14 protein-coding genes and 1 tRNA gene are annotated in these 14601 nt (G+C 63.6%); 6 read left to right on the forward strand and 9 right to left on the reverse strand.

Annotated features, from left to right (window positions below):
* The first annotated feature begins 76 nt into the window (after nucleotides 1–76).
* Entirely contained in the window at nucleotides 77–334 is a 258-nt protein-coding gene (locus tag FJ490_RS02365) for a hypothetical protein (protein ID WP_140767652.1), read from the forward strand.
* A gap of 211 nt (nucleotides 335–545) precedes the next feature.
* Here the strand turns inward: FJ490_RS02365 and FJ490_RS02370 are convergent.
* A tRNA-Pro gene (locus FJ490_RS02370) sits at nucleotides 546–622 on the reverse strand.
* Between the two features lie 197 nt (nucleotides 623–819).
* Between FJ490_RS02370 and FJ490_RS32545 the strand changes: the two genes are divergently transcribed.
* Entirely contained in the window at nucleotides 820–981 is a 162-nt protein-coding gene (locus tag FJ490_RS32545; protein WP_181165182.1) for a hypothetical protein, read from the forward strand.
* A 10-nt stretch (nucleotides 982–991) separates the two neighbouring features.
* Entirely contained in the window at nucleotides 992–3232 is a 2241-nt protein-coding gene (locus tag FJ490_RS02375; protein WP_140494790.1) for an AGE family epimerase/isomerase, read from the forward strand.
* 30 nt (nucleotides 3233–3262) lie between these two features.
* On the opposite strand, the gene betB is transcribed toward FJ490_RS02375, so the two are convergent.
* Genes betB through betI form a run of 5 tightly spaced genes read right to left on the reverse strand, consistent with a single transcriptional unit; the run spans nucleotide 3263 to nucleotide 9559 of the window.
* Nucleotides 3263–4726: a betaine-aldehyde dehydrogenase gene (gene betB / locus FJ490_RS02380; RefSeq protein WP_140494788.1), complete on the reverse strand. Its 1464-nt coding sequence runs from the start codon at nucleotides 4724–4726 to the stop codon at nucleotides 3263–3265.
* 56 nt (nucleotides 4727–4782) lie between these two features.
* Nucleotides 4783–6435, reverse strand: coding sequence for a choline dehydrogenase (gene betA / locus FJ490_RS02385; RefSeq protein WP_140494786.1), 1653 nt, complete (start codon nucleotides 6433–6435; stop codon nucleotides 4783–4785).
* A 3-nt stretch (nucleotides 6436–6438) separates the two neighbouring features.
* Complete coding sequence (locus FJ490_RS02390; protein ID WP_140494784.1) at nucleotides 6439–7446, reverse strand: threonine/serine dehydratase; 1008 nt, start codon at nucleotides 7444–7446, stop codon at nucleotides 6439–6441.
* Nucleotides 7443–8972 carry a choline-sulfatase gene (betC, locus tag FJ490_RS02395; protein ID WP_140494782.1) on the reverse strand — a complete coding sequence of 510 codons (1530 nt, stop codon included), beginning with the start codon at nucleotides 8970–8972 and terminating at the stop codon, nucleotides 7443–7445. Before betC ends, FJ490_RS02390 begins: the two co-directional genes overlap by 4 nt.
* The gene (betI, locus tag FJ490_RS02400; protein ID WP_140494780.1) at nucleotides 8969–9559 is read right to left on the reverse strand and encodes a transcriptional regulator BetI; all 591 of its coding nucleotides are present in this window, start codon (nucleotides 9557–9559) and stop codon (nucleotides 8969–8971) included. The genes betC and betI overlap by 4 nt, the downstream gene beginning before the upstream one ends.
* A gap of 188 nt (nucleotides 9560–9747) precedes the next feature.
* Between betI and FJ490_RS02405 the strand changes: the two genes are divergently transcribed.
* Complete coding sequence (locus FJ490_RS02405; RefSeq protein WP_140494778.1) at nucleotides 9748–10914, forward strand: acetyl-CoA acetyltransferase; 1167 nt, start codon at nucleotides 9748–9750, stop codon at nucleotides 10912–10914.
* Between the two features lie 26 nt (nucleotides 10915–10940).
* Nucleotides 10941–11945: an asparaginase gene (locus tag FJ490_RS02410; RefSeq protein ID WP_140728154.1), complete on the forward strand. Its 1005-nt coding sequence runs from the start codon at nucleotides 10941–10943 to the stop codon at nucleotides 11943–11945.
* Between the two features lie 12 nt (nucleotides 11946–11957).
* On the opposite strand, the gene FJ490_RS02415 is transcribed toward FJ490_RS02410, so the two are convergent.
* Nucleotides 11958–13334 (reverse strand): TIGR03808 family TAT-translocated repetitive protein, encoded by a 1377-nt coding sequence (locus tag FJ490_RS02415; RefSeq protein WP_140728155.1) that lies wholly within the window; start codon nucleotides 13332–13334, stop codon nucleotides 11958–11960.
* A gap of 117 nt (nucleotides 13335–13451) precedes the next feature.
* Here FJ490_RS02415 and greA point away from each other — a divergent pair, with 117 nt between their 5' ends.
* Nucleotides 13452–13928 carry a transcription elongation factor GreA gene (gene greA, locus FJ490_RS02420; RefSeq protein WP_140559426.1) on the forward strand — a complete coding sequence of 159 codons (477 nt, stop codon included), beginning with the start codon at nucleotides 13452–13454 and terminating at the stop codon, nucleotides 13926–13928.
* A 9-nt stretch (nucleotides 13929–13937) separates the two neighbouring features.
* Here greA and FJ490_RS02425 read toward each other — a convergent pair whose 3' ends face one another.
* The gene (locus FJ490_RS02425) at nucleotides 13938–14327 is read right to left on the reverse strand and encodes a type II toxin-antitoxin system death-on-curing family toxin (protein ID WP_140559427.1); all 390 of its coding nucleotides are present in this window, start codon (nucleotides 14325–14327) and stop codon (nucleotides 13938–13940) included.
* Nucleotides 14324–14545 carry an AbrB/MazE/SpoVT family DNA-binding domain-containing protein gene (locus tag FJ490_RS02430; RefSeq protein WP_140494768.1) on the reverse strand — a complete coding sequence of 74 codons (222 nt, stop codon included), beginning with the start codon at nucleotides 14543–14545 and terminating at the stop codon, nucleotides 14324–14326. Before FJ490_RS02430 ends, FJ490_RS02425 begins: the two co-directional genes overlap by 4 nt.
* Between the last annotated feature and the right edge of the window lie 56 nt (nucleotides 14546–14601).

Genomic DNA, 14601 nt, shown 5'->3' on the forward strand with positions numbered 1-14601 from the left:
TTCCTCATTTCAGGGTATGCCAGAGACCTACGCGCCCAAAAGACGAGACTATCCGCTGTCGAATTTGAACGACGGCATGCGCTTGGTGCGCATCCGCTGTCGCTACTGCAAGCGGACCCACTGCTACTATCCCTCGGACCTCATCCAGATATTCGGTGACGTCGATGTCGATTCCCTGATGGATAGAATGAAGTGCGAAAATGATCCAAGCCACGGTCGGCTCGATGTCGAGGCGTTCGCGCCGACGGGCAGGGAAGCCGTAGGACTGCGCATCCGTCGCCTGGTGGCTCTAAAGGTCCAGCGCGTGCCGATCTGGCGCGAAGACCCGGCGTGATGCGCTTAGAGCCAGCCCAACCATTGCAGCGCTCGGTATCCGATCTCCCCAAGGACAATGACCGGCACGAAGATCGCGGCGAGCCATAGGATCAGCTTGGTATCGCCAGGAAAGCGGGATGCCATTCCGCACCCTTTCAAAGGAAACATTGCGGAAACGTTGCAGCGCTCGGGATGCGCTTCGCCAAAAGCCACGTAAGCCTTTGTTTTTCTGGTCGGAGTGGCAGGATTTGAACCTGCGACCCCCTCGTCCCGAACGAGGTGCGCTACCAGGCTGCGCTACACTCCGTGACCAGACCGCGGGCTTATAGCCGCCGCATCTGGTTCCTGCAAGCGTCAATGGCAGCACTTCTGTCGCATTTCGCCAGCTTTCTTCGCGAGCCTGTTTCAGCGCCTCGAATAAACGCCGCTTAAAGGGCTTCCGTGGTAGGGCCCCGGCAAACGTTTGCGCGATTTGTGTTTCCAGCCGCCCGGAGATTTCCAGTCTTGACCCCCAGGATCGTTGGCGAAGCACGGCCCAACAGTTTCGGATTGCCGGAGCTTGTCGTGGTGGTGGAGAGCCCGGTATCGTCGCAGCGGCGCCGGCAGACGTTCGACGCGGTGCTGCGCCGTAGTCCGGAAGTCGGCGACTACAACCAGATCTTTTGACAAGGGCATCATGAGCCAGCGCATCGTCAGTTTCGTCATGAGCGGCGGCGTCGGCTCGCGGCTCTGGCCGCTGTCGCGCGAGGACAATCCCAAGCAGTTCCACGACCTTTCGGGCGACGGCTCGATGCTGGCAAAGACCTTGCGCCGGCTGGCGTCACGGCCCAGCGGCGATACGCCCATCTTCATGATCGCTTCCGAACGCCATGCCGAGCGCGTCCATGCCGATCTCGCCGGCATAAACCTTGCCGGCGGTGGGCCGCTGTTCGAACCTACCGGCCGCAACACCGCCGCGGCGGTGGCGCTGGCAAGCCTGCGCACGCTCGCCGAATTCGGTGACGAACTGGTGCTGGTGGTGCCGTCCGATCACGAGATTTCGACCGCGCGGCAATTCTGGCAGAGCGTCGAGGCGGGCACCGCCGCTGCCAGCGCCGGGCGGCTGGTGGTGTTCGGCCTCAAGCCGACACAGCCGGAGACCGGCTATGGCTACATCGAAGTCGCCGCCGAAAGAGCAGGCGTGTTCGATGTCTCGCGCTTCGTCGAAAAGCCGGACCTTGCCACCGCCCAGGCCTATCTCGAAGCCGGCAATTTCCACTGGAACACCGGCATCTTCCTGTTTCGCGCCGGCGCCATGCGTGATGCTTTCGCAGCTTTCGAGCCGAAGATCTGGCAGGCGACCGAAGCTGCCTACAAGGCTGCGACATCGGACCTTTCCGGCTTCTACATGCCGCTGGACCTCTACGGCGCCATTCCTTCGGTCTCGATCGACTATGCCATCATGGAGCGGGCAAAGGACATCGCCATGGTGCCGGCCAGCTTTCGCTGGAACGATCTCGGCTCCTGGCAGTCGCTGCTCGATGTCGGGCCTGCCGATAGCCAAGGCAATGTCATCGCCGGCGACGTCGTCGCCATCGATTGCGAGAATTCCTACATTCGCAGCGATGGCCGGCTGCTGTCGGCCATCGGCATGAGAGATGTCGCCATCGTCTCGACATCGGACGCTACCTTCGTCGCCCCGGTCAGCCATAGCCAGCACGTCAAGAAGATCGTCGAGCAGCTCGAAAAATCCGGCCGGTTGGAAACCCGCTTCACGCCTGCCCACGACCGGGTCATCGAAAGCGGCGCTTGGCGTCGCCGCGTCCATCACTGGCTGTTTCAGGAGACGCTTCCGCTGTGGTCGACATCAGGCGTCGACGAACGCTATGGCGGATTCCACGAGGCTCTTGGCTTCGACGCCACGCCGCTGATGAAGCCCAAGCGCATGCGCACGCAGGCCCGCCAGGTCTACGCCTTTGCGGTCGCCAAGCAACGCGGCTGGGACGGCCCGGCCGACCGGCTCATCGCCCACGGCATCGACTTCATGGCCGGAAGCGGCCGAACGGCAAGGGGCGGCTGGGTGCGTACCCTCGACATCGACGGTTCGGTCGCCGACCCGGTCGAGGACGCCTACGATCATTCCTGCGTGCTTCTGGCGCTGGCGCATGCCCACATGTCGGGCCATCCGGATGCGCTGCGGCTCGGCGAAGAGACCTTCGCCTTCCTCGATGCCCATCTCGAGGATAGCCGCATGACCGGCTTTCTCGAAACCTCGGACGGGCAGGGCGAGCGGCGCTCCAATCCGCACATGCATTTTTTGGAAGCCTTCCTCGCCTGGCACGAGGCGACAGGCGAGCGCGCTTATCTGCGCCGCGCGGCACGCATCATCGACCTGTTCCGCAACCACTTCTTCGATCCCGAAAGCTGGACGCTGGGTGAATATTTCGACGCCGGCTGGAGGCCCGTGGCGGGCGAGAAGGGTACCTGGACCGAGCCCGGCCATCATTTCGAATGGGCCGCGCTGCTTGTCGATTTCGCCGCTCTTAGCGGCCAGGCCGAACTGAGTGGCTTCGCCAGGAAACTCTATGCCTCGGCCATCGCCAATGGCCTCAACCGCGCCACAGGCCTTGCGTATGGCGCCGTCTCCCGGCAGGGTCTGCCGCTGGACCTGGTCTCGCGTAGTTGGCCACAGGCCGAAGCGGTCAAGGCGGCGATTGCGTTGGACGGTTCTGGCGGACCCGATCTCAAGCCGGAGATCGAGGAACGCGTAGGCCGGCTGTTCCGCTGGCACATCGACCCGGCGCCGCTGGGTCTGTGGATCGACCGCGTCGACGAGCGCGGCCGCTCGCGGGCATCAGATGTGCCGGCCAGCATTTTTTATCATCTCGTGTGCGCGCTCACGCAGTATCTGGATGGGACTGCCGAGAAGGGTGGCTGAGAAAGAGGCGCTGTCCCGACGACATTTTGCTCAATAAGGGCTGACCACATCCCCGGTCTCGACATAAACCGCCTTCATCTGCGAATAGAGCGCCAGCGCGGCCAGTGAATTTTCTCGCCCAATGCCGGATTGCTTGACACCGCCGAAGGGGATTTCGACCGGGGTCAGGTTGTAGGTGTTGATCCAGCACGTGCCGGCCCGCAGCTCGGCGATGACGCGGTGGGCGCGCGACAGGTCGCGCGTGAACACGCCGGCCGCGAGACCGAACTCAGTGTCGTTGGCGCGCTCGACCACCTCGTCCTCGCCGTCGAATTTCAGCACGCTCATGACAGGCCCAAAGATTTCTTCGCGCGCGATGCGCATGCTGTCGCTCACCCCGGTGAACACCGTCGGCTCGACGAAGAAGCCGCCTTCAAAACCTTGCAGCGAAGGCACGTTGCCGCCGCAGGCGAGCGTGGCGCCTTCTTGCTTGCCCGCCGCGATGTAGGAGACGACCTTCTCCTGCTGTGCCTTGCTGACCAGCGGGCCCATCTGGGTTTCGGCATCGAGTGGGTCGCCGATGCGGATCTTCTTGGTTCGCTCGACGAGCCGGTCGACGAAGCGGTCATGGATGCCCTTCTGGACGAAGACGCGCGTGCCGTTGGAGCAGATCTGCCCCGTCGAATAGAAATTGCCGAGCATGGCGCCGCCGACGGCATTCTCGAGATCGGCGTCGTCGAAGACGATCAGCGGCGACTTGCCGCCGAGTTCCATCGTCGCGTGCTTCATCTTCGAGCCGGCGAGCGACAGCACCTTGCGGCCGGTCGGCACCGAGCCGGTCACCGACACCTTGGCCACGACATCGTGGCTGACCAGGCTGGCGCCGACATCGCCATAGCCTTGCACGACGTTGAACAGCCCGTCGGGCAGGCCTGCCTCGCTGTAGATCTCGGCCAGGGCCAATGCCGACAATGGCGTGTTTTCCGATGGTTTGAACACCATGGCGTTGCCCATGGCGAGCGCGGGCGCGGATTTCCAGCCGGCGATCTGGATTGGATAGTTCCAGGCGCCTATGCCGACGCAAACGCCGAGCGCCTCGCGCCGCGTGTAGGCGAAGGCCCCGCCCAAATCGACAGCCTCGCCATTGTAAGCTGCAACCGCGCCGCCGAAATATTCCAGGCAATCCGCGGCCGATGGCGCATCCGCCACCAGCGTTTCCTGAATCGCCTTACCGGTGTCGAGCGTCTCGAGGCGGGCAAGATCGGCGTTGCGGGCGCGCAAGATGTCGGCGGCGCGGCGCAGGATGCGGCCGCGCTCCACCGGCTTCAGCCGCGCCCAAGCCGGTTGCGCGGCACGCGCAGCCTCGATGGCGAGTTCCAGCACGTTCGGCGTCGCCGAGCGCAGCAGGGCGATGGTCTCGCCGGTTGCCGGATAGATGACCGGCAGTGGCGCGCCTTGCTCGTCGTCTATGTAGCGTCCGTTGACATAGTGCGATGCCGTTGGCTGGGCGCGCATGGGCTTCTCCAAATCGTCTTAGCGGCATGCCGATCGTGCGGTTGCACGATCATGCTCTATCTGTCGGACGCCTGCCAGCGGGGATTGATCCATGGTTCCTGGTTGGAAGGCGCCAGCGGCGTGCGGCCGAGAATGTGGTCGGAAGCCTTCTCGCCAGTCATGATCGACGGCGCGTTGAGGTTGCCGTTGGTGACGCGCGGGAAGATAGAGGAATCGGCTACCCGCAGGCCCTCGACGCCGATCACGCGGCATTCCGGATCGACGACGCTCGTGACCTCGTCGGCGCGGCCCATCCGGCAGGTGCCGCAGGGATGATAGGCGCTTTCGGCGTGATCCCTGATGAAGATGTCGAGGTCGTCGTCCGATTGCACGTGGCTGCCGGGCGAAATTTCCTGGCCGCGGAAGCCGTCGAAGGCCTTCTGGCCGAAAATCTCGCGCGTCAGCCTGATGCAGTGGCGGAACTCGCTCCAGTCGTCTGGATGCGACATGTAGTTGAAGTGGATCACCGGTTTCGAATTCGGGTCCGGCGAGCGCAGTGTCACCGAGCCGCGCGATTTCGAGCGCATTGGCCCGACATGCGCCTGAAAACCATGCGACTTCGCCGCCGCCTTGCCGTCATAGCGCACCGCCGCCGGGATGAAGTGGTACTGGATATCAGGATAGTCGACCCCGGCGCGCGAGCGCACGAAGGCCGCCGCCTCGAAATGATTGGTGGCGCCAAGGCCGGTCTTGAAGAACAGCCACTGCGCCCCGATCATCGCCTTGGAAAACGGGTTGAGCACCGAATTCAGCGTGATCGGCTTTGTCGATTCCTGCTGGATATAAAGTTCCAGATGGTCCTGCAGGTTGCGGCCGACGCCGGGTCTATCGGCCACCACCGCGATGCCGTTTTCCCTGAGATGTTCCGCAGGCCCGATGCCCGACAGCATCAGGATTTTCGGCGAGTTGATCGACGATGCCGCGACGATCACCTCACGTCGCGCCTTAACGACTTGAATCTGTTTGCGAGCTTCGATTTCGACCCCGATGGCGCGTTGATTCTCGATGATCACCCGTCGCGCAAAGCCCTTGACCAGGCTTACGTTTTTGCGCCTGAGCGCCGGCCTCAGATAGGCTGATGCCGCCGACCAGCGGCGGCCGCCGAAAATGGTCTGCTCCATCGGGCCGAACCCCTCTTGCCTGGAGCCGTTATAGTCGTCGGTCAGTTCGAAGCCGGCCTGGCGGCCCGCTTCGACGAAGGCGCCATAGAGCGGATTTTTCCGCGTGCCGCGTCGCACGTGCAGCGGCCCGCCATGGCCCCGCCAGCCGTCCTCGCCGCCATCCGCATCTTCCATGCGCTTGAAATAAGGAAGCACGTCTGCAAAACCCCAGCCGGCGGCTCCCTGTTCGGCCCAGTGGTCGAAGTCGCGGGCGTGGCCGCGCACATAGACCATGCCGTTGATCGAGGACGAGCCTCCGATCACCTTGCCGCGCGGCGTCGCCAGCACGCGGCCGCCGAGATGCGGCTCGGGCTCGCTGGCAAAACCCCAGTCGTAGAGGCTCATATTGAGCGGGATCGACAGCGCCGATGGCATCTGGATCAGCGGCCCGATATCGGAGCCGCCGAATTCGATAACGATGACCGAGTGCTTGCCATCCTCTGACAGGCGATAGGCCATGGCCGAGCCGGCGGAGCCGGAGCCGATGATGACGAAATCCGCTTCAAGCATTGTTCATATGCGCCCATCGTTCATATGCGTGATGAAATCGGCGAGCGAGACATTGCCGCCGGTAGCCACCACAAGGACGGTCTTGCCGGCCACATCCACCTTGCCGCCGAGCAGTGCCGCCAGCGAGGCAGCTCCGGACGGCTCAAGCACCAGCTTCATCCGCTCGAAGGCGATTTTCATTGCCCGCCGCACCAAGGCGTCGTCGACAGTGATGCCGCGAACGCCGGCGGTTCTGACCGCCGCGAACGGCGCGTCGCCGGGCCGCCGCGACATCAGCCCGTCACAGATCGAATTCGGGGCGAGCGGCATGGTCTCGATGCTGCCATGCGCCAACGAGGCGCCCATGCCGTTGAAACCTTCGGGCTCGACGCCGATGATTTCTGTGGCCGGCGACAGATAGTGGAAAGCGAGCGAAACGCCGCCGATCAGGCCGCCGCCGCCGACCGAGCAGAACAGCACGTCCGCCTTCGCGCCCTTGGCAGAAAGCTGCTCCAGCGCCTCCAGCCCGGCACCTGCCTGGCCGGCCACGATTTCCGGATCGTCGAAGGGATGCAGCAATGTCAGCGCTTCGGTCTCGGCGATCTCGCGCGCCTTAGCGGCAGCGACTTCCTCACGCGCGCGCTCGCCGTGATCGGTAAGCACCACGCGCGCGCCGTAGCCTGCTGTGGCGTCGCGCTTGGCGGCCGGAGCGTCGATCGGCATGACGATGGTGACGGGAATGCCGAGCGCCTGGCCCGCAGCCGCCAGTCCTTGCGCGAAATTGCCGGAAGAATAAGCGACGACGCCCTTCTTGGCTTCGTCGGGCGACAGCCGCTTCAGCCGCCAATAGGCGCCCCGAACCTTGAACGATCCCGCCCATTGCAGCGATTCCGCCTTGACGAAGACGCGAGCGGCGCCGGTTTCCCTGGCGAGCGCCGCCGATTCCAGCAGCGGCGTGATCTGCGTCGCCTTGGCGGTGACCGCATAGGCTTGCTGCAGGTGGTCGAGTGAGGGGACAAGCGTAGTCATCATTCGCCTCGCGGATACCGCTTGCTCTCCTCGAGAGTGTCGAGGTTCATGTGGTTGCGCATGTAGCGCTCGGACGCTTTCTGCAGCGGCTGGAAATCCCAGGGGTAGTAGGCGCCGTTGCGCAGCGCCCGATAGACGACCCAGCGGCGCGCCTGGCTTTCGCGCACCGCAGCGTCGAAAGCGGCCATGTCCCAGCGCGCCCGCACCTTGTCCATGAACGCCGCGACCAGCGGTTCGTTGGCCGGATCGGCCGCGAGGTTTTCCCGCTCCAGCGGATCGGATTGGAGATCGAACAGTTGCGGCGCATCGAGCTCGCAATGGACGAACTTGTATCGGCCCTCGCGGATAGCCACCAGAGGCGCGTATGAACCCTCAGCCGCATATTCCATCAGCACAGGCGCGCTGCGCCGCTCACCGTCGATCAGAGGCAGCAGCGATTGGCCATCGGTCCATGGCGCGACGGCATCGATGTCGATGCCGGCGAGGTCGCAAAGCGTCGGCGTCACGTCGAGATTGGAAACCGGCGCTTCGATCAGCCCGGCCGCAACGCCCCTGCCGGCAATCATCAGCGGCACCCGCGCCGAGCCCTCGAAGAAGCTCATCTTGAACCATAGGCCGCGCTCGCCGAGCATGTCGCCATGGTCGGAGCAGAACAGGATGGTGGTGTCGTCAAGCATGCGCGTTCGCTTGAGGACGTCCAGGAGCTCGCCGAGCTTGTCGTCGACATAGGAAATATTGGCGAAATAGCCACGCCGCGAACGGCGCACCTGCTCAGGGGTGATCTGGAACGACGGATAATCGCTGGCGACATACAGCCGCTGCGAATGCGTATCCTGTTCGTCATACGCAATGAAATTGGTTTCCGGGTCGAGCGCCTGGCAATTTTCGTAGAGATCCCAGTACTGCTTGCGCGCGACATAGGGGTCGTGCGGATGTGACAGCGAAACGGTCAGGCACCAGGGCCGGCGCTCCTCATCATCCTGCTCCCGCGAAAGCTGGTAGAGCTTCTGCGTGGCGAGGAACACGACCTCGTCGTCATATTCCATCTGGTTGGTGGTTTCCGCAATGCCGGCCCCGGTCACCGAACCCAGATTGTGATACCACCAGTCGATGCGCTCGCCGGGCTTACGATAATCCGGCGTCCAACCGAAATCGGCGGGGTAGATGTCCGTGGTCAGCCGTTCCTCGAAGCCGTGCAACTGGTCCGGCCCGACGAAGTGCATCTTGCCCGACAGGCAAGTATGGTAGCCGGCGGCGCGCAGATGATGAGCGAAGGTCGGGATCGACGAGGCGAACTCGGCGGCGTTGTCATAGACTCCGGTGCGCGACGGCAACTGGCCGCTCATGAACGAGGCACGGCCCGGCGCACAGAGCGGCGAGCCGGTGTAATTGTTGCGGAAGCGCGCCGAGCGGGCGGCCAACGCCTTCAGATGCGGCGCGTGCAGGAAGTCAGCCGGCCCGTCCGGAAAGAAAGTTCCGTTGAGCTGATCGACCATGACGATCAGGAAGTTAGGGTGCTTGCGTGTCACTGCGTCTGCCGTCCGCTGAGTTTCGTTTCGAGATAGTCCTCGACCAATGCGATCGCGGTCGCGGCGTCGGGCACGCCGTCCTTGAGCGCGCGCCTGATATAGAGCCCGTCGATCATCGCCGCCGTCGCTTCGGCGACGCGGTCGGCCTCGGCTCGGGACAGGATGCCGGCCAGCCCGCTCATCAGGTTCGAATGCAGCCGCCGCGCATAAATTCTGAGCAGCCGGCGCAGCGCAGCCGATTTCTGCGCCTCGACATAGAAGGCGAGCCAGGCGGCGATCGTTTCGGCACGGAACTGGATCTCGGAGAAGTTGACGGCCACGACCGCCGAGACGCGTTCGCGTGGGGAACCGGTGGATTGAAGCGCGCGCCGCATGTCTGTGGTCAGTTCGGCCAGGATATGCCGCATCGTCGCGAACAGCAGCTCATCCTTGACGCCGAAATAGTGATGGGCCAGCGCCGACGACACGCCGGCGCGCCCGGCGATCTCCGACATCGTCACGTCAAGCGAGCCGCGCTCGCCGATCGCCGAGATCGTCGCGTCGATGAGCGCTTTGCGGCGCAGTGGCTCCATTCCGACTTTCGGCATGCTGTTCCCATTGTTTCGGTGAAGATTATTTTTTATTGACGGGTCAATCAACAAAAATTCAGCCCAAACAACAACCGATTGTCGGCTCTGGCTCATCCCGCGGACTGGAAAACGGTTCATTATTGAACAATATTGAGTGCTCAGGCCGCGATATGACGTGTTAGGATCCGCGGCAAATGGAGGTTGCCATGACCGCATGCATCGTTGGCTGGGCGCATTCGCGCTTCGGCAAGCTTGAAGGCGAAACATTGGAGAGCCTGATCGTCAAAGTGGCAACCGAGGCGCTCGACCATGCCGGCATTGGCCCGGACGACGTCGACGAGATTGTGCTCGGACATTTCAACGCCGGCTTTTCCGCACAGGATTTCACCGCCAGCCTTGTCCTCCAGGCCGACGACCGGCTGCGCTTCAAGCCGGCGACGCGCGTCGAGAACGCCTGCGCCACCGGTTCGGCCGCTGTCCGGCAAGGCGTCCGCGCCATCGATGCCAATGCCGCCCGCATCGTGCTGGTGGTCGGCGCCGAGCAGATGACGACGACGCCCGGCCCCGAGATCGGCAGGAACCTGCTGAAAGCCTCCTATTTGCCCGAGGATGGCGACACACCGGCCGGCTTTGCCGGCGTCTTCGGCAAGATCGCACAAGCCTATTTCCAGCGCTACGGCGACCAGTCGGATGCGCTTGCCATGATCGCCTCCAAGAATCACAAGAACGGCGTCGACAATCCCTATGCGCAGATGCGCAAGGATTTCGGCTACGAATTCTGCCGCCAGGAGAGCGAGAAGAACCCCTTCGTCGCTGGCCCACTGAAGCGCACCGACTGCTCGCTTGTCTCCGACGGTGCCGCCGCTCTCGTCCTCACCGACACAGCGACGGCACTGAAGATGCGCCGCGCCGTCACCTTCCGCGCCAATGAGCACGTGCAGGATTTCCTGCCGATGTCGAAGCGCGACATCCTGACCTTCGAAGGCTGCGAGCAGGCCTGGAGCCGGGCGCTCAGGAATGCCGGCGTGACGCTTGATGATCTCTCCTTCGTCGAGACGCATGACTGCTTCACCATCGCCGAATTGATCGAATATGAAGCCATGGGCCTGGCGAAGCCTGGGGAGGGCGCGAGGCTGGCGCTGGACGGCACGACCGCAAAGGACGGGCGGCTGCCGGTCAACCCGTCCGGCGGCCTGAAGGCGAAGGGTCATCCGATCGGCGCCACCGGCGTGTCGATGCATGTGCTGAGCGCCATGCAGCTCGTCGGTGAGGCCGGGGGCATCCAGGTGCCCAACGCCAAGCTTGGCGGCATCTTCAACATGGGCGGCGCGGCGGTCGCCAACTACGTTTCCATTCTCGATCGGATTCGGTAAAAGCGACCCGCATCCGCGGGGGCAACATGACAAATCCGGTTCTGATCGAAGTTCTGCGTGGCGCCATCGTCGAGAGCGCGCACCGAGGCGCGGTCGCGGTTTTCGACGCCGATGGCAAGCCGGTTCTCGAGATCGGCGACACATCGAGGCCGGTGTTTCCGCGCTCCGCGGTCAAGGCGATCCAGGCGCTGCCGCTGGTCGAAAGCGGTGCTGCCGATGTCTACGGCTTCGGTAACCGCGAACTGGCGCTGGCCTGCGCCTCTCATTCGGGCGAACCGGCCCACGTCGAACTGGCGCGGTCGATGCTCGCCAGGGCCGGGCTGGACGGGTCGGCGCTTGAATGCGGCGCGCATTGGCCGTCGAGCCACGACGCGACGATCGCACTCGCCCGCGCAGGCGGTTCCCCGAACGCCTTGCACAACAATTGCTCCGGCAAGCATTCCGGCTTTCTTTGCACCTGCGTCCATTCAGGCATCGAGCCTCAAGGCTATGTCAGGGCGGATCACGCCTTGCAGGAAATGGTGCGCGACGCCATGCAGGCGGTGACAGGAGCTCGCCACGGCGCCGACGAACGCGCAACCGATGGCTGTTCGATCCCGACCTACGCGGTGCCGCTCAGGAGTTTTGCGCTTGGCTTTGCCCGCATGGTGACCGGCAGGGGCTTCGCGCCCGGGCGCGCCAGGGCGGCAAAGCGATTGTTGTCGGCTTGCATGGCCGAGCCGTTCTTCGTCGCCGGCACAGGCCGCGCCGATCTCGCGCTGATGCAGGCGGCGCCTGGCCGAATATTTGCGAAGGGCGGCGCCGAAGGGGTCCATTGCGCGGCGCTTCCCGAGCTTGGCCTCGGCATCGCACTCAAATGCGATGATGGTGCCGGCCGGGCCGCCGAATCCATGGTGGCCGTAATCATCGCCCGACTGCTGCGCGCGGACGAGGTTTTGGCGGCGAAGCTGCTCGAAATGGCGAATGCACCCATCGAAAGCCGGATAGGCGCCACGGTCGGTGCGCTCAGGCCGACGGCGGCACTGGCCTGAGACAGACGTTTCTCAACTGACGTGATTGCGCTCGACGGTCAGATGCGGAAAGCCGGTATCGGCTGACGCGGCGAGATCGCCCGTGGCCGGATCGGCCCAGCGCTGCCCGACAATGGCGCCATTGCGTGCGCCGTCGATGACATTGTCGGAGATGATGGCGGTTCCGGCACCGTCGACCACGCTGACGACGATGCCGGTGCCCGCTTTGCGGATGATGTTGCCGGTGGCCACGACGTTGCGCAGATACGGTCCCCAGCCGATCGACATGCCGTAGAGCGGCACGTTCTCGATGACGTTGTTGGACACGGTGGTGTCGGCCTCGACGCCGATGCCAACGCCGAATCCCGGCGGGTCGGCGGGGTAGGGGCCTGATGTCGACAGGTTGCGCACGATGTTGCCCGAGCAAACACCCATGCGTCCGCCTTCGTTGAAATTGACGATCGAGATGCCGTTGGCGGCACCATCGACGATGTTGTTGCTGATAACGGCGCCCTCGAACGAGAATTCGGAATAGACCGCCGTTTCGCCGGAACGCATGCAAGTGTTGCTCGATACTTGCAGATTGCTGGCGCTGTTGGCGCGGATGGCGGAGAATGCGCAGTCCGAAACAATATTGCCGGAGACGATCACGTTGGCGGCGCGGAAGGCATTGATGCCATTGCCGTTCTGGCCAGTGCCGCCGCCGCGCGCCGCGATGCGTTCGATCCGGTTGCCGGTGACGATAGTGCCGTCCTCCGCCGCCTGCCAGCGGTGCACGAGGATGCCGCCATTGGCGCAGTCGGAGACGGTGTTGCCTGTGATCGCCAGCCCTGCGGCCTCGACCGAATAGATGCCGGCGTCCGCCGCTCCGGATATTTCCGTGCGCTCGACCCGGCCCGCCGCGTGCTCGAGCGCCAGCCCGTTCTTGCCGCTGCCGGTTATCTGGCAATTATCGACGATGAGATGCGCCACGCGGCGCAGATCGAGCAGTCCTTGCGCGTAGTCGCCCATCGAGCGGTTTGAGCCGTCGAGGACCAGGCCGCTGAGCTCGATGTGATCGGCTTGTTCGGCCATGAACAGGTGGCCGTCGCCACCATAGACGATGCGCGTTGCGCCAGGCACGCCGGTAAGGCGCACCCGGCCGGGCAGCGTCAGGTTGGACACGACATAGGTGCCGGGCTGCAGGAAAACCGGCATGTCGCGATCGCTGGCCTCGCGCAGCAGCTTGGCGAAAGCCTTGCTCTGATCGTCAAAGGTGCCGGGTTGCACGCCAAGCTCGGTGGCGTTGATCGATCCGCGCATCGAGGCTTTCTCGACGCCGGGCAAGCTCGCGGCGGCTGCCTTGCCCAGCGAAAGCCCGAACACGGCAAAACCGGCTGTCCGCACAAGCAGCTTGCGTCTGTTCAACATCGGCACAGGTCCTGGCTTTTGCCCGTCTAGTGGCAGGATTCGTGCCAGTCAGGCACCTGCGTCCCCGGCGAGGGGCAATGACTTGTGAAGTCGTGAGGGCGGGCATAAGTTCAAGCAATGAGCAGAGCCTTTACCCGCGAGGAAGACAGCGAAAACGCCATCGCAGGCGTCGGCGAACGGCCGATCAGTCAACACCGCAACCTGGTGACGGAGCGTGGCCTGGCAATGATCGACGAGAATCTGGCCGATCTGCGCGACATATTGGCCAAAGCCGAGCGGCGGGGAGACCGCGAGCGCATCGCACTGGTATCTCGCGACCTGCGCTATTGGACCGCGCGGCGCGAAAGTGCCGAGCTTTCGGTGCCCGAGCCCGGGAGCGACGTCATCCGCTTCGGCATGGGCGCCACGCTCGAAGCCCACGACGGCAAGAAGGTGCACTGGAAGATCGTCGGCGAGGACGAGGCTGACCCATCGAAAGGCAGCATTTCCCATGTATCGCCAATGGCGATTGCTTTGTTTGGCAAGAAGGTCGGCGATGTCGCCACCGTCAATGGCAAGGAATGGGAAATCGTCAAGCTGAGCGCGGGCGGCTGAACCCCAACATCAGTCCTCGGTCTTCACGAGGTGGTCGCGAAAAAATGCGGCGGCACCCGCTTCATCGATCTCGCCGGCGGCGATAGCCATCACGAATTCATAAAGCGTGCCGTTGTCCGCCGTCAGGACCTGACCGTTGACGATCAGGAAGGCGCCGGCGGCGACAATAGCCGTGCGTTTGTTGCCGTCGACAAAGGCATGATTTCTGGCAATGCCGAAGACATAGGCTGCTGCAAGATCTGCAATCGACGGAGTGCCGTAATTAGCCTTGTTCTCGGCCCGGGCCAGTGCCGATTCAAGTGCATTTTCATCCCGCAAACCTTGTGCGCCGCCATGCCGGCGCAATTGTTCGGCATGCATCGCCTCCACCGCGCGGCGCGACAGGAACTCCCAGTTCATTCGGCGAGCTTCTGAAGCGCGACCTTGTACTTGTCCATGACCTTGCGAGCAGCTTCCATCTGCCGCTCGAAACTATCGTCGACCGGTTTGAGGACGATGTCCTTGTCTGTTTCGAGAACCTGAAGCTGATCACCGGCTTTGAGATTCAGGCGGTCGAGTAGCTCCTTGGGCAGGATCACACCTTCGGAATTGCCGATCTTGCGAATGGTGGTGTTCATGCTGGATTGCTCCTGTTGCAACGTCAATTATAACTCGACCGCCGCACCGTTGCAAC

The sequence above is a fragment of the Mesorhizobium sp. B2-5-11 genome (genome assembly GCF_006440835.1).
Taxonomy (GTDB): domain Bacteria; phylum Pseudomonadota; class Alphaproteobacteria; order Rhizobiales; family Rhizobiaceae; genus Mesorhizobium.

Coding starts and splice junctions, on each gene's coding strand:
- betB (WP_140494788.1), bottom strand. CDS start 4,726: ATGCGCGCCCAGCCAACGGCATCGCACTATGTCAACGGACGCTACATA.
- FJ490_RS02415 (WP_140728155.1), bottom strand. CDS start 13,334: ATGTTGAACAGACGCAAGCTGCTTGTGCGGACAGCCGGTTTTGCCGTG.
- FJ490_RS02430 (WP_140494768.1), bottom strand. CDS start 14,545: ATGAACACCACCATTCGCAAGATCGGCAATTCCGAAGGTGTGATCCTG.
- greA (WP_140559426.1), top strand. CDS start 13,452: ATGAGCAGAGCCTTTACCCGCGAGGAAGACAGCGAAAACGCCATCGCA.
- FJ490_RS02375 (WP_140494790.1), top strand. CDS start 992: ATGAGCCAGCGCATCGTCAGTTTCGTCATGAGCGGCGGCGTCGGCTCG.
- FJ490_RS02405 (WP_140494778.1), top strand. CDS start 9,748: ATGACCGCATGCATCGTTGGCTGGGCGCATTCGCGCTTCGGCAAGCTT.
- FJ490_RS02365 (WP_140767652.1), top strand. CDS start 77: ATGCGCTTGGTGCGCATCCGCTGTCGCTACTGCAAGCGGACCCACTGC.
- FJ490_RS02410 (WP_140728154.1), top strand. CDS start 10,941: ATGACAAATCCGGTTCTGATCGAAGTTCTGCGTGGCGCCATCGTCGAG.
- betI (WP_140494780.1), bottom strand. CDS start 9,559: ATGCCGAAAGTCGGAATGGAGCCACTGCGCCGCAAAGCGCTCATCGAC.
- betA (WP_140494786.1), bottom strand. CDS start 6,435: ATGCTTGAAGCGGATTTCGTCATCATCGGCTCCGGCTCCGCCGGCTCG.
- FJ490_RS02390 (WP_140494784.1), bottom strand. CDS start 7,446: ATGATGACTACGCTTGTCCCCTCACTCGACCACCTGCAGCAAGCCTAT.
- FJ490_RS02425 (WP_140559427.1), bottom strand. CDS start 14,327: ATGAACTGGGAGTTCCTGTCGCGCCGCGCGGTGGAGGCGATGCATGCC.